The 12,955-nt window shown below is 64.5% G+C and carries 15 protein-coding genes; 9 read left to right on the forward strand and 6 right to left on the reverse strand.

Annotated elements, in window-relative coordinates:
• Window positions 1-157: 157 nt before the first annotated feature.
• From ACYG97_RS23625 to ACYG97_RS23635, 3 genes are all read left to right on the forward strand, one after another.
• Window positions 158-775, forward strand: coding sequence for a LysE family translocator (locus ACYG97_RS23625; protein WP_023698059.1), 618 nt, complete (start codon window positions 158-160; stop codon window positions 773-775).
• Between the two features lie 179 nt (window positions 776-954).
• Window positions 955-1,929 (forward strand): cysteine synthase A, encoded by a 975-nt coding sequence (cysK, locus tag ACYG97_RS23630; protein ID WP_023672045.1) that lies wholly within the window; start codon window positions 955-957, stop codon window positions 1,927-1,929.
• A gap of 200 nt (window positions 1,930-2,129) precedes the next feature.
• Window positions 2,130-2,756, forward strand: a complete 627-nt coding sequence (locus tag ACYG97_RS23635; RefSeq protein WP_023706962.1) for a glutathione S-transferase family protein — start codon at window positions 2,130-2,132, stop codon at window positions 2,754-2,756.
• A gap of 9 nt (window positions 2,757-2,765) precedes the next feature.
• On the opposite strand, the gene ACYG97_RS23640 is transcribed toward ACYG97_RS23635, so the two are convergent.
• Window positions 2,766-4,010, reverse strand: coding sequence for an RNA polymerase sigma factor (locus tag ACYG97_RS23640; protein ID WP_023732802.1), 1,245 nt, complete (start codon window positions 4,008-4,010; stop codon window positions 2,766-2,768).
• A gap of 7 nt (window positions 4,011-4,017) precedes the next feature.
• Window positions 4,018-4,386, reverse strand: coding sequence for a YciI family protein (locus ACYG97_RS23645; protein WP_023681239.1), 369 nt, complete (start codon window positions 4,384-4,386; stop codon window positions 4,018-4,020).
• A 235-nt stretch (window positions 4,387-4,621) separates the two neighbouring features.
• Here ACYG97_RS23645 and ACYG97_RS23650 point away from each other — a divergent pair, with 235 nt between their 5' ends.
• Complete coding sequence (locus tag ACYG97_RS23650) at window positions 4,622-5,083, forward strand: RidA family protein (RefSeq protein WP_023687546.1); 462 nt, start codon at window positions 4,622-4,624, stop codon at window positions 5,081-5,083.
• A gap of 282 nt (window positions 5,084-5,365) precedes the next feature.
• Here ACYG97_RS23650 and ACYG97_RS23655 read toward each other — a convergent pair whose 3' ends face one another.
• Window positions 5,366-5,791: a thiol-disulfide oxidoreductase DCC family protein gene (locus ACYG97_RS23655; RefSeq protein ID WP_031261975.1), complete on the reverse strand. Its 426-nt coding sequence runs from the start codon at window positions 5,789-5,791 to the stop codon at window positions 5,366-5,368.
• A 179-nt stretch (window positions 5,792-5,970) separates the two neighbouring features.
• Window positions 5,971-6,120, reverse strand: coding sequence for a hypothetical protein (locus ACYG97_RS23660; protein WP_196813601.1), 150 nt, complete (start codon window positions 6,118-6,120; stop codon window positions 5,971-5,973).
• 345 nt (window positions 6,121-6,465) lie between these two features.
• On the opposite strand from ACYG97_RS23660, the gene ku reads away from it, so the two are divergent.
• Entirely contained in the window at window positions 6,466-7,332 is an 867-nt protein-coding gene (gene ku / locus ACYG97_RS23665) for a non-homologous end joining protein Ku (RefSeq protein WP_023681243.1), read from the forward strand.
• Window positions 7,333-7,343: 11 nt separating this feature from the next.
• Complete coding sequence (gene ligD, locus ACYG97_RS23670) at window positions 7,344-9,854, forward strand: DNA ligase D (protein ID WP_023732799.1); 2,511 nt, start codon at window positions 7,344-7,346, stop codon at window positions 9,852-9,854.
• Window positions 9,855-9,962: 108 nt separating this feature from the next.
• Here the strand turns inward: ligD and ACYG97_RS23675 are convergent, their stop codons facing one another.
• Window positions 9,963-10,652: an ArsR/SmtB family transcription factor gene (locus ACYG97_RS23675; RefSeq protein WP_023732798.1), complete on the reverse strand. Its 690-nt coding sequence runs from the start codon at window positions 10,650-10,652 to the stop codon at window positions 9,963-9,965.
• Between the two features lie 165 nt (window positions 10,653-10,817).
• Here ACYG97_RS23675 and ACYG97_RS23680 point away from each other — a divergent pair, with 165 nt between their 5' ends.
• The 3 genes from ACYG97_RS23680 (at window position 10,818) to ACYG97_RS23690 (ending at window position 11,708) form a co-directional block, all read left to right on the forward strand.
• Complete coding sequence (locus ACYG97_RS23680) at window positions 10,818-10,925, forward strand: DUF1127 domain-containing protein (RefSeq protein WP_353028860.1); 108 nt, start codon at window positions 10,818-10,820, stop codon at window positions 10,923-10,925.
• Between the two features lie 85 nt (window positions 10,926-11,010).
• On the forward strand, window positions 11,011-11,367 hold the full coding sequence (locus ACYG97_RS23685; protein ID WP_023692959.1) for an NIPSNAP family protein: 357 nt from the start codon (window positions 11,011-11,013) through the stop codon (window positions 11,365-11,367).
• On the forward strand, window positions 11,364-11,708 hold the full coding sequence (locus tag ACYG97_RS23690; RefSeq protein ID WP_023692960.1) for an antibiotic biosynthesis monooxygenase family protein: 345 nt from the start codon (window positions 11,364-11,366) through the stop codon (window positions 11,706-11,708). The genes ACYG97_RS23685 and ACYG97_RS23690 overlap by 4 nt, the downstream gene beginning before the upstream one ends.
• Before the next feature lie 159 nt (window positions 11,709-11,867).
• Here the strand turns inward: ACYG97_RS23690 and mbfA are convergent, their stop codons facing one another.
• Entirely contained in the window at window positions 11,868-12,851 is a 984-nt protein-coding gene (gene mbfA / locus ACYG97_RS23695; RefSeq protein ID WP_023714430.1) for an iron exporter MbfA, read from the reverse strand.
• Between the last annotated feature and the right edge of the window lie 104 nt (window positions 12,852-12,955).

The following is a 12,955-nucleotide window of genomic DNA, read 5'->3' on the forward strand; positions in this document are numbered from 1 at the left end:
CCATGCGAGATAGCCGACCGCCTTCGGGACGTAAGTGAACCATCTCTCGCTTTCAGGCGAGGATGACCGGCTTTCATGTCCTGCTTGGCGCAATCGAATCCGTTTTGCCGTTGCAGGCTTTCATGGCATCAGAGTCGTTTCACGAGGTGCGACCGTCATGACCCTCACCGGCTTCCTTGCCTACAGTGCTGCGCTGGGCATCGCCGCCGCCATTCCCGGCCCCGGCGTCACCGCGCTTGTGGCGCGGGCGCTCGGATCCGGCTTCCGCTCGTCGCTGGCCATGTCGTTCGGCCTGATGCTCGGCGACCTCATTTATCTCACCGCGGTGGTGCTCGGCCTTGCCTTTGTCGCGCAAAGCTTCGGCATGGTGTTTCTCGCCATCAAATGGCTGGGCGTCGCCTATCTCGCCTTCCTCGGCTGGCGTTTCTGGACGGCCGGGATCACGCCCGAGACTGTCGAGGCCAGGAAAGGCAAGGGCGGCCTGGTATCGAGCTTCCTTGCCGGCCTCACCGTCACGCTGGGCAACCCGAAGACGATGATCTTCTACCTCGCCATCACGCCGACCATCGTCGACCTGAAGACCATCACGCTCGCCGACTACGGCATCCTGGTCGCGCTCACCGTCATCGTGCTCTTCGTGGTGCTGGTGCCATATCTTGCGCTGGCCGCCAAGGCGCGCTGGTTCCTGAAATCGCCACGCGCGCTGAAGGCGCTGAACCGCACCGCCGCCGGCTTCATGGTGGGCGCGGCCGCTGCCATTGCCGCACGTCAGTAGATCGGTTCAGGCCCATCCATTCCGCCGATCGGTCCATCCGGAAAATGCGGCTTGAGGAGACAAGCGTTTTCAGCAAGCGGCCCACTCGATATTTTCGGCCGGCAGCCTATCTTGCGCGGGCGAAAGCCCTATTCTGTCCGCCGACGCCAATTGCCTGATCTGATTTGGGAGCGAAACCAATGAACAAGCCTTCCGCGCGCGTGCCCGGCCGCGGCCGTGTCTACAACTCGATCACCGAGACGATCGGCGACACGCCGCTGGTGCGGCTCGACAAGTTCGCCAAGGAGAAGGGCGTCGTTGCCAACCTTCTTGCCAAGCTCGAATTCTTCAATCCGATCGCCTCGGTCAAGGACCGCATCGGCGTTTCCATGATCGAGGCGCTGGAAGCGTCGGGCCGGATCAAACCCGGCAAGACGACGCTGATCGAGCCGACCTCGGGGAATACCGGCATCGCGCTCGCCTTCGCCGCCGCCGCCAAGGGCTACAAGCTGATCCTGACCATGCCCGAAACCATGTCGGTGGAGCGCCGCAAGATGCTGGCGCTGCTCGGCGCCGAACTGGTGCTGACGGAAGGGCCGAAAGGCATGAAGGGCGCCATCGCCAAGGCCGACGAATTGGCCGCCACCCTGCCTGACGCCGTCATCCCGCAGCAGTTCGAAAACCCGGCCAACCCGGAGATCCACCGCCGCACCACCGCCGAGGAGATCTGGAACGACACCGATGGCGGGGTCGACATCTTCGTCGCCGGCATCGGTACCGGCGGCACGATCACCGGCGTCGGCCAGGTGCTGAAGCAACGCAAGCCCTCGGTGCATGTCGTCGCCGTCGAGCCGGAGGCCTCGCCGGTGCTGTCGGGCGGCCAGCCCGGCCCGCACAAGATCCAGGGCATCGGCGCCGGCTTTGCGCCCAAGATCCTCGACACCTCGATCTATGACGAGATCGTCAAGGTCTCCAACGAGGATTCGGTCGCCAACGCCCGCCTCGTCGCCCGCCTTGAAGGCGTGCCGGTCGGCATCTCGTCGGGCGCTGCCCTGCAGGCCGCCATCGCCGTCGGGTCGCGGCCGGAGAACAAGGGCAAGAACCTTGTGGTGATCATCCCGTCCTTCGCCGAGCGCTATCTGTCGACGATCCTGTTCGACGGGCTGGGCGCTTAACGTCTCAACGAGATAGGCGGCGATCCTTCGCACCCCCCTCTGCCCTGCCGGGCATCGGGGGGTGCTGTCCCTCCTACATCGGAAGTCTCATGGCTGGACCGCAGAAAACCCGGCTGTGGCGTCCGCCACCGGCTTGAGCGGGAGGCGGCTTCAGGGTCAAATCGCCCCGGCCTGCTTCGCGCGGGCAGGGGGAGAATCACATGTACAAGCTTTACACGCGCCCAGGCAGTGGCGGTTTCGTCGTCGAGGCCGCATTGGCGCTGGCAAACGCGCAATTCGACCAGATCGATGTGCCGAAGAAGGATCCGCCGGACCCGGCTTTCCTCGACATCAGCCCGTTGAACCAGGTTCCGGTGCTGACCTTGCCCAACGGTCAATCGATAACCGAATCGGCGGCGATCTGCATCCTGCTTGCCGAGCGCCATCCGGAGGCGGGTCTGGCGCCGGCCGCCGGATCGCCGGATCGCGCCGGTTTCCTGCGCTGGATGGCGTTCATGTCATCGGTGCTCTACCCCGCCATCCTGCGCCTCTACTATGCCCATCGCTACACCACCGATGCCGACGGCAAGAAAGCCGTCAAGCAGGCAGCCATTGCCGAGATGGACCGCGGCTTCGCCATTGTCGATGCAGCTCTCGAGGGGCGCGGCTGGCTGGTCGGCGACGCGATGTCGCTGGCCGACATCTACCTCGTCATGCTGGTGGCCTGGCACCCCGATATGGACAAGGCGCGAGCCGACTGGCCGAACATCGAACGCTTATGGTCGGCGCTGCGCGCGCATCCGCTGATGAAACGGCTCAACACCACGCATGAGATGTGGCCGGCCTGAACGGACGCTTCAATTTCGCAGGATCGCCCGTTTCGCCTGCAGGAAGCGGCGCACGGCGGGGTCGCGTTCAAGGCCAATCGCCCGGTCATAGGCTTCGACCGCTTGCGCCGCATTGCCGAGCCTGGCCAGCAGGCCGGCGCGAGCGGCCCAATAGGGCTGATAGTCGTTGAGCCGCTTGTCGTCGCCCAGCACGTAGAGCGCCGCCAGTCCTGCCGCCGCCCCATCGGCCTCGGCAATCGCCACGGCGCGGTTGATCGAAATCACCGGCGAGCCTGATATCGCCGACAGCGCATCGTAGAAGTTACGGATCGCCGCCCAATCGGTTTGGCCGGTCCGTCGCCGCGTCGCATGCACCGATTGTACCGCCGCTTCGAGCTGATAGCGGCCGATGACGCCCATGGTGGCGGCGCGGCCCAGCAGCGCCTCGGCTTCGTCGATCAGCGCGTGATCCCAAAGAAGACAATCCTGGTCGGCGAGCGGCACATAATCTCCAGCCGCATCGCGCCGCGCCGAGCGCCGCGCCTCGGCAAACAGCATCAGCGCCAGCAGGCCGAGCGCTTCCGGTTCGTCCGGCATCAGGGATGCCACCAGCCGCCCGAGCCAGATGCCTTCGGTCGCCAGATTGCGCGCTCTCGTCTCGGTCCCTGCCGGGTCGGTCCAGCCTTCGGCGAAAGCCGCGTAGATCGCTTCCAGCACCGTTTCCAGCCGCTCGCCGAGTTCGGCGCGATCCGGCACGCGGAACGGAATGCCGATCTCGCGGATGCGGCTCTTGGCGCGCACCAGACGCTGGCCCATCGTCGCCGGCGAAACCAGGAAGGCCGAGGCGATCGTCGCCGCGTCGAAACCCAGAACCGTTTGCAGGATCAGCGGCGCCCGCACGCTGGCTTCGATTGCCGGATGCGCACAGGCAAACATCAGCCTGAGACGTTCGTCGGGCAGGTCTTCGTCTTCCATGCTCGCCTCCATCTCCTCGGCCATCAGCTTGAGATGGTCGCGGCTCGCCTCGCTGGTCAGCCGACGGCGCACCGCATCGACACCACGGCGGCGCGCGACGGCCAGCAGCCATGCCTCAGGCTTCTCAGGCACGCCGGTCTGTGGCCAGCGCTCCAGCGCCGCGGCAAAGGCCTCGGCCAGCGCGTCCTCGGCGCCGGCCACGTCGCGGGTGCGCGCCGCTAGCCAGGCGACCAGCTTGCCGTAACTCTGCCGGGCGGCCGCTTCGGCCGCCGCCCGCGCGATCTCCGGGCGACTGTCCATCACATTGTCATTTCTTGGGCATGTAGTCGGCCATTTCCCAGATCGGCCGCAACTCGACCGTGCCGGCGCTCGCCGCCGGACAGCGCGCCGCCCAGTCGATGGCGGTATCGATATCGGCCGCCTCGATCATGTAGAAGCCGGCAAGCTGCTCCTTGGTGTCGGCATAGGGGCCGTCGATCACGTTGGTCTTGCCGTCTGTGATCCGCACCGAGGTGGTCGCCTGGGTCGGGCGCAACCGTTCGCCGGCGAGCCATGCGCCGGATTTCTTCAACGCTTCGGTATAGGCGGCATATGCTGCGCTCATCTGCTGAGCCTTCTCGATTGGCGTGTTCGCCTGCGCGGCTTCGTCGCTGTTGATCAAAAGCATGTATCGCATGGGTCTTCTCCCGTGGTTTCGAAGGCCGCGTCCTAGCGGGGCCAGACGTATGTCGCGCGGCGGCGGCCGATTTCGACAGGCTTCAGAAAAAACTTTCGCCTCCGCCAGGAGATTTCGCAAGGACCAGATGTTCCTCCGTCTGCTGGCGGATGACCGGCAGCGGACTGGCCGTGGCTCCGCACAGCACTATCCTCCGTCGTTGGCGGGCACGTCACACGAGGCATGGGAGAAGAGAATGGAACTCGTGACCCACAAGAAATTCAAGAACGGCCGGTTGATGCCATGGGGCAAAGGCACGGTCGTCAGCGGTGCGAAAGGCACCGTCTATCTCTGCGGCAACACCGCGACATCGGCTGACTACGATCCGGCCGGCAAGAAGGGTGGCGGCTTCGCCGGCGATGCCGCGGCGCAGTGGCGGGAAGTTCTCGGCAACATCAAATCGGATCTGGAAGAACTTGGCAGCGGGCTCGACCATCTCATCAGGCTGACCTTTTTCGTCAAAGGGCCATTTCCCGACGGCGGCGTCCTCAGCTCGCCTAATTTTCGTCTCGACGTGCTGGACGCGTTTTTCGCCGAGCATTGTCCGAAGCATTGCAGCGACAACAATCCGCCTCCTTCGGAGGTAATCGGCGTCGCAGCGCTTGCCCAGGCAGACATCGTCATCGAGATCGTCGCCGTCGCGGCGCTGCCGGACTGAGGCGCGAACGAACAGGCCGGCCTTGCGCGAGGTCACTGTTGCGACCGAAGCGCGCGCCGGCACGAGCTGCGCCGCCGCGCCGGTGCGGGCGTTGCACAAGGCCTCGGCTTTGGCCAGTGAGCGCCCGGCGACGAGCAGGATCAGGCGTGGCTCGCTCTCCAGCAATTGCACGATGAGGCCGCCGAAAATGCCATAGCCGCCAACGACCAGAAGCCTCATCGCGCCGCTCTTTTTGCGTATGTCGTTTTCCCGGAATCGAGGTCACTTTTGGGTGACATGCGATTAGCCGATCACGCGCGCACGTATCGCGGCGGACAGGATCTCGCAACTGTCCTTGCGGCCGAACATGGCATAGCGGTTTTTGGCGATGCGTTCGTAGAGCCAGTCACGCAAGGGGCGCGGGATGAGCAGCAGGGCCTTCGCCGCCCGCCACGGCCAGCCGAGTTCGGCCATCACCGCGATGAAACTGTCCAGCCGCATGAAGGGAGCGCCGCCGACAAGGACCAGATTGGTCTCGTAGCTGTCGGTGCGCAGCCCGTATTTCTGGAACAGCGCCTCGCCGAAGGGCGACTGCGCGGTGGCGAAGCGGAAGCGGTTTTTGCCGTGGATCCTGACCACCGTGCGTACGAAGCCCGAGCACAGCACGCAGACGCCGTCGAAAACGATCAATGGCTGGCTGGCATCGAAGGGTTCAGGAGAAGAAGTCACGGGACGTCCGGCAGCTTGTGTCTTCAGACACTAAGCCCGCCGGCAGCGGGATCAAAGCCGCGGCGTTGTCGCACGGCTTCTCGCGGCCAGCGCGGGGCGCTCGGCGCGATAGGTGGTTGCGCGGGGATCGGCCTCCGGTCTGCAGATCCGGCTGTCGTGACGCGTTTCGAATGTCATGATCAATGCGCGCCGAGCGAGCTGCCGCGACGGGCGCAGGCCGGACCCGGGCCGCGCATGTAGTAGCGCTCCGGCCGATAGGTCGGCGCGATGAACTCGCGGATGGCGGCGGCATAGCCGGCGATGTGGCCCCAGAATTTCATTTTACTCAAGTCCCTGTCCCGATTTTCGGATGTCCCGTCCGATTGCGGGGATCATAGTGTCGAGGCGTGAATAGTCGGTGAACACGATGTTAATCTTTGGTCGAAAACCCCATGCTTCGTGGCCGGAATGCGGCTGTTTGGGGGTCTTTCGGTGTGGTTCGTCGCCATTTCAGGCACTGTGACTTTTGCATCACATATGTTTCGTCTGGATGTCGCTTGGGCGCGGTTCTGTTTCAGATTTGGCGAGCCTCTCGAATTTTCCATGCTCGCTGCCGAAATGCCCCTGGTTGCGCGCCCGGAACCGGAACGGGCCTTGCCCGTTCTCGCTTGAACCGCATCGCGCAGGAGTTCGCCATGGCACCTCGCCCCGCCTGGAAGGGCTATCTGAAACTGTCGCTGGTCACCTGCGCTGTCGAACTGACCAACGTCGTCACCCACGCCGAAAAAGTTTCGTTCCGGGTGCTCAACCGCAAGACCGGCAACACGGTCAAGCGCATCTATGTCGATTCTGAAACCGGCAAGCCGCTGGGCGATGGCGACGAGATCAGGGGCTATGAGGTGAGCCCCGGTGAGTTCGTCCATATCGAGGACGAAGAGATCGAAGCGGTGCAGATCGAGTCCTCGCACACGATGGCGCTGGACGGCTTCGTCGACAAAGCCTCGATAGAGCAGATCTATCTCGACACGCCCTATTATGTCACGCCCGCCGACAAGGTGTCGGAGGAGGCCTTTGCCGTCATTCGCGATGCCATGGCGGACAAGAAGATGGCCGGGCTGGCGCGCGTCGTGCTCTATAGCCGCGAGCGGCCCGTGGTCATCGAGCCGCGCGGCAAAGGCATGGTGCTGACCACCTTGCGCTACGGCAACACGGTGCGGGAGCCGGAGAGCATCTTCGGCGACATCAAGGCGGTGAAGACCGACCAGGAGATGACCGATATGGCCGAACGCATCATCGACAAGAAGAAGGGGAAGTTCGATCCGTCGACATTCGAGGACAAGTATGAGGACGCGCTGCTCGAACTGATCCGCGCCAAGAAGGCCGGCAAGAAGGCGCCGAAAGCGCAGGCCGCGCCCAAGCCGTCCAATGTCGTCAATCTGTTCGACGCGCTGAAGAAGAGCCTGTCCGATGGCGGCCAGGCGGAAGGCCCGGCGAAGAAGGCCAAGCCGGCGGCAAAAAGCGGCAAGGCGAAAGCTTCTGCGCCCAAGCGCAAGTCGGCTTGAGGGTCGGCGCCGTGGCCAGCCTCGAACAATATCAGTCCAAGCGCGATTTCAAGAAGACGGCCGAGCCGGCGGGCAAGGTCGCGCGCGGCAAGCAGCCCGGCGGCATCTTCGTCGTCCAGAAGCACGACGCGACCAGGCTGCACTATGATTTCCGCCTCGAGCATGACGGCGTGTTGTGGAGCTGGGCGGTGACGCGGGGCCCGAGCCTCGACCCGCACGAAAAGCGGCTGGCCGTGCATGTCGAGGACCACCCGATCGACTATGCCGGCTTCGAGGGCACCATTCCCAAGGGCGAGTATGGCGGCGGTACCGTCATCGTCTGGGACGAAGGCACATGGACGCCAGAGATCGACCCGGCCAAGGCGATGAAGAAGGGCCATATCGACTTCGAACTCAACGGCCAGAAGCTGAATGGGCGGTGGCATCTGGTCAGATTAAGACCCCGCCCGGGCGAAAAGCGCGACAACTGGCTGCTGATCAAATCCGACGATGCCGCCGCCCGCCCCGGCGAGGATATCCTGAAGGACGCACCGAAATCGGTGAAGTCCAGCCTGACCATCGAAGAGGTCGCGGAAGGCAAGACCGCCGACGGCAAGAAGCCGAAGGTCTGGCACTCCAACAAGCCCGCGGCATCCAGCAAGGCGAAAGCCGGCAAGCGCCTCGACTTCGTCGAGCCGCAGCTGGCGACGCTGGAGCGCGAGCCGCCGCCCGGCGAGGACTGGCTGCATGAGGTCAAGTTCGACGGGTACCGCATGCAGGCGCAGATCGCCGGCACGGAAGTGCGGCTGCTGACCCGCACCGGCCTCGACTGGACGGAGAAATTCGGCCCCGAGATCGTCGCGGAACTGGCCCAGCTGAAATGCAGCGACGCCATCATCGATGGCGAAATCGTTGTGCTCGCCGACAGCGGCGTTTCGTCCTTCTCGCTGCTGCAGCAGGATCTCTCCGCCAATCGAACCGACCGCTTCACCTACTATGTGTTCGACCTGATGCGGCTTGACGGCAAGGATTTGCGCCGCGAGCCGCTGGTCGAGCGCAAGCAGGCGCTGCAGGAGCTGCTCGGCGAGACGGCCGAAAATGCCGCCGTCCGCTTCAGCGACCATTTCGCCGAGCCCGGCAAGATCATGCTGCAGCACGCCTGCCGCATGGGCCTCGAAGGCATCGTCTCCAAGCGCGCCGATGCGCCCTATCGCAGCGGCCGTGGCCCAAGCTGGGTTAAATCGAAATGCACGGCCCGCCAGGAATTCGTCATCGGCGGGTATCTGCCCTCGGACAAGACCGGCCGCGGCCTGCGTTCGCTGCTGGTCGGCTACCACGAGGGCGGCAAGCTCCACTATGCCGGCCGCGTCGGCACGGGCTTCACAGCCAGGAGCGCCACAGATTTGAAGAAAAAACTCGATGCGCTGAAGGCAGACGCCTCGCCCTTTGCCGCCGCCGTGCCGAAGGGCAAGGGCCTGGTCTGGGTCAGGCCCGAACTTGTCGGCGAAGTGGAGTTCCGCAGCTGGACCTCGGACCGTATAATACGCCACGCGTCGTTCCAGGGACTGCGCGAGGACAAGCCGGCGGAGGAAGTCGTGCAGGAAAAGCCATCGAAGGCGGCGAACAAGGCAAAGCCGGCGGCAAGCAGCGCCGGCAAGGCCGCCGGGGCTAAGGCGCCCGCGACGATCACGACCAGCGTAAAACTATCCCATCCCGACAAGCTGCTGTGGCCCGAGGAAAAAATATCCAAGCAGGCTTTGCTTGAGCACTACGCGCTGGTCTGGCCGCGCATGGAGCAGTTCGTCGTCAACCGGCCGCTCAGCCTGGTCAGGGCGCCGGATGGCATCGGCGGCCCGCGCTTCTTCCAGAAACATGCCTCGGCCGGCATGAGCGACAAGATTGCCCGCATGAAGGACCCGACCGATGGCGAGGAAATCCTGTTCATCCGCGATTTCGACGGCCTTGCCGCTCTGGTCCAGTATGGCGTGGTCGAGGTCCACATCTGGGGCTGCAAGATCGAGGAGCTGGAAAAGCCGGATCAGATCATCTTCGATCTCGATCCCGATGAAGGCGTCGACGTCAAGGCGGTGCGCGAGGCCGCACTCGACATCAGAGGCAAGCTTGACGACCTGTCGCTGCCGAACTTCGTCAAGCCGTCAGGCGGCAAAGGCTATCACGTGCTGGTGCCGCTGAAACCCTCGGCGGATTGGGAGGAAGTCAAAACCTTCTCCCATGATTTCGCCAAGGCGCTGGAGCAGGCCGCGCCCGACCGCTACACGGCGACGCTGTCGAAAAAGGCGCGCACCGGAAAAATCTTCGTCGACTATCTGCGCAACGGCAGGGGTTCGACCACCGTCGCGCCCTACTCTTCCCGCGCCAAGAAGGGCGCGACGGTGTCGATCCCGGTGACGTGGGCGGAGGTTGAAAAGGGGCTGGCGCCGAATTCCTTCCCGATCGGGGGCAAGACGACGCTGAAGGAACTAGCGGAGGCCGATCCGTGGGTGGACTTTTTCAAGCAGGGGAAGGTGCTGAAGCGGGGGTGAGCGTCGCGCGCCTCACCTGCTACGCAAGCGTTCCGTCACACCCCCCTCTGTCCGGCAGGACAGAGGGGGGTGCTGTCCCACCAGCGTCGCCCAATTAGCGCCTGCAAACTAACCCAAAAACACCCGCTCGAACGCCTGCTTCCCCGGCGGTGAAAACACCACCGCGCGGCTGTCCTTCTCCCGCCTTGCCCATTTCTCCGACAGGATCTTGTCCAGAATAGCCGCGCCGAGCGTTCCCGCGAGGTGCGAGCGGCGCACGCTCCAGTCGAGACAGGCGCGGCAGACCGGCCGGCGCGGCTTGGCGCCGACATCGATGCCGATGGCGGAAAAATGCGATGCTGCCGACGGCCCGAGCCGGATCTCCCCGAGCCTGATCTCATTGTCGTCGCGCAACAGGATGCCGCGCGCGACGAACCGGTCCAGCATCGCCACCGCCTGCTCGCCGGCGAGGTGGTCGTAGCAGACGCGGGCCACGCGCATGGCGCCGTCGCGCGGGCCGGGCCGCACCCGCTTGGGGCCGACCGCTTCGGCCACCCCGGTGATCGCCTCGATCATGCCGGCAACCTGCGGCCCGGCGAGGCCGTAATAGCGATGCCGTCCCTGGCTGGCCAAAGTTAAAAGCCCGCCCTCCATCAGTTTCGACAGATGCGAGGACGCCGTCGGCAGCGAGACGCCGGCCTCCAGCGCCAGTTCGCTCGCCGTCAAAGCCGTGCCGCCCATCAGCGCATTCAGCATGTTTGCCCGCGCCGGATCGCCGACCAGGCTGGCGATGCGGGCAATGTCGGGTCCTTCACGCATAGTTAGGCCTCCATCGAAGCATTCTCGTCAGATAAGCATTATTGTCGGGCGGGATCAAGGAGAACGCCGATGCCAACCGCTTCCGCCCCACTCGCCAGCCGCCGGCCGTTCCCGTTCGTCACCTGGCTGTAACGGCGGCTTCTCGCCCGCTGGTACGACCGCCATCTGCAGCGGCTAGACCTCGCGGAGGTCGACGACCATCTGCTGCGCGATCTCGGCCTGACCCGTGAGGATGTGCGCCGCGAATGCGCAAAATCCTTCTGGCAGGCCTGACCGCCAGCGCTTTTGCTTAGCAGACCCTGCGGCACAACGTTTCGACGCCGCTCGAACTATCGATGCGAAACCCAAGGAGATCACGATGACCATCACCTGCTTCATCCGCTATGAGATCGACCCGTTCGGCAAGCCGGCCTTCGAGCAATATGCCAAGGCCTGGGGCCAGGCGATCCCGCGCTGCGGCGCCGATCTGATCGGCTACTACGCCCCGCATGAGGGCTCGGCCACCACCGCCTACGCCGCCTACAGCATCGACAGCCTCGCCGCCTACGAAGCATATCGCGCCCGTCTCGCCGCGGATCCGGCGGGCAAGGCCAATTACGAATTCGCCCGCCGCGAAAAGTTCATCTTGAAAGAGGACCGCATCTTCCTGAAGCTGGTGTCGGGGCCGCATGGACCGCGGCAGCTGTTCCAGACCGCGGTCAAGGAGGAGATATGATCGCTGTCATCTTCGAGGTGCAACCGGCTGAGGGAAAGCGCGATGCCTATCTCGGCATCGCTGCGGAACTCAGGCCGCTGCTCGACGGCATAGACGGTTTCATCTCGATCGAGCGCTTCCAGAGCCTGGGCGATCCCAACCGGGTCCTGTCACTGTCCTTCTGGCGCGATGAGGAAGCGGTGAAAGCCTGGCGCAACACGGAAGAGCACCGGCAGGCGCAGCATGCGGGCCGCGGCGGAATATTTGCCGGCTACCGGCTGCGCATTGCGCATGTGGTGCGGGATTACGGGCTGACGGAGAGGGACGAGGCGCCAGAGGATAGCAGGGCGGTGAATGGGTGACTAGGTATCGGCGTCGCGCCAGGCCCCTCATCCGGCCGCTTCGCGGCCACCTTCTCCCCGCTGGGGAGAAGAGACTGGCGCAGGCTTCGAAAATCTCCTCTCCCCTCGGGGAGAGGTCAGCCGAGCGAAGCGGAGGCTGGGTGAGGGGGCGCTTGGCGCTCACGCATTCCCGATCAGCACCCCGGCCGCAAACACCAGCGCCCCGCCCAGCACCACCTGAAACGCCGCGCGCAGGAACGGGGTTTGCATGTAGCGGTTCTGCACGAAGGCGATCGCCCACAATTCGAAGAACACCACCACGGCCGCCACCGCCGTCGCCGTCCAGAAATGCGGGATGATGTAAGGCAGCGCGTGGCCGAGGCCACCCAGCGTCGTCATGATGCCGACAGTCAGGCCGCGCTTGATGGGCGAGCCACGCCCCGACAGCTTGCCGTCGTCCGAAGCGACTTCGGTAAAGCCCATCGAAATGCCGGCGCCGATCGAGGCGGCGAGGCCGACCAGCAGCGTCTGCCAGGTGTCGTGCGTGGCAAACGCGGCGGCAAAGATCGGCGCCAGTGTCGACACCGAGCCGTCCATCAGCCCGGCCAGTCCCGGCTGCACATAGGTCAGGATGAACTGGCGCTGCTCGGCGCTGGCTTCCTCGTCCTTCACCTCGCCCGGCACAAGTTTCTGCTCCAGCCGATGCGCCGAATTCTCATGGCTTTGCTCGGCCGCTGCAAGGTCGTTGAGCAGTTTCCGCGTCGAGGCGTCGCCGGTGCGCTTGGCCGCCTCGACATAGAAGCGATAGGCCTGCCGCTCCATCTCTTCGGCTTGGCGGCGCACATGCTCGATGCCCAGCGGCCGCACCAGCCAGTCGGGCTTGCGCTCGTAATAGCCTTTCACGTGCTCGCGGCGCAGCAGCGGAATGCGCTCGCCGAAACGTTTGCGGTAGAGCTCGATCAGGGAATCGCGATGCCCGTCCTCCTCCTCCGCCATCGCCTCGAACACTTTCGCCGATTGCGGAAAACTGTCCGCCAGCCCGTCGGCATAGGCGCGGTAGATGCGCCCGTCATCCTCTTCGGACGAAATTGCCAGCGCCAGGATCTCCTGTTCCGACAGCGTTTCGAAAGGACGGCGGCCGAAACCGAAGACACGGGAAAGCATGAGAAATTCACCCCAGTTTAGAACAATTCTAAACTAGGCGCTGCAGTCTCCGCGGTCAATCACCAGTCAAGAAATGTTGAAGCGCCGGATTGCAACGCGCTCTT

The sequence above is a fragment of the Mesorhizobium sp. W067 genome (assembly GCF_054719525.1).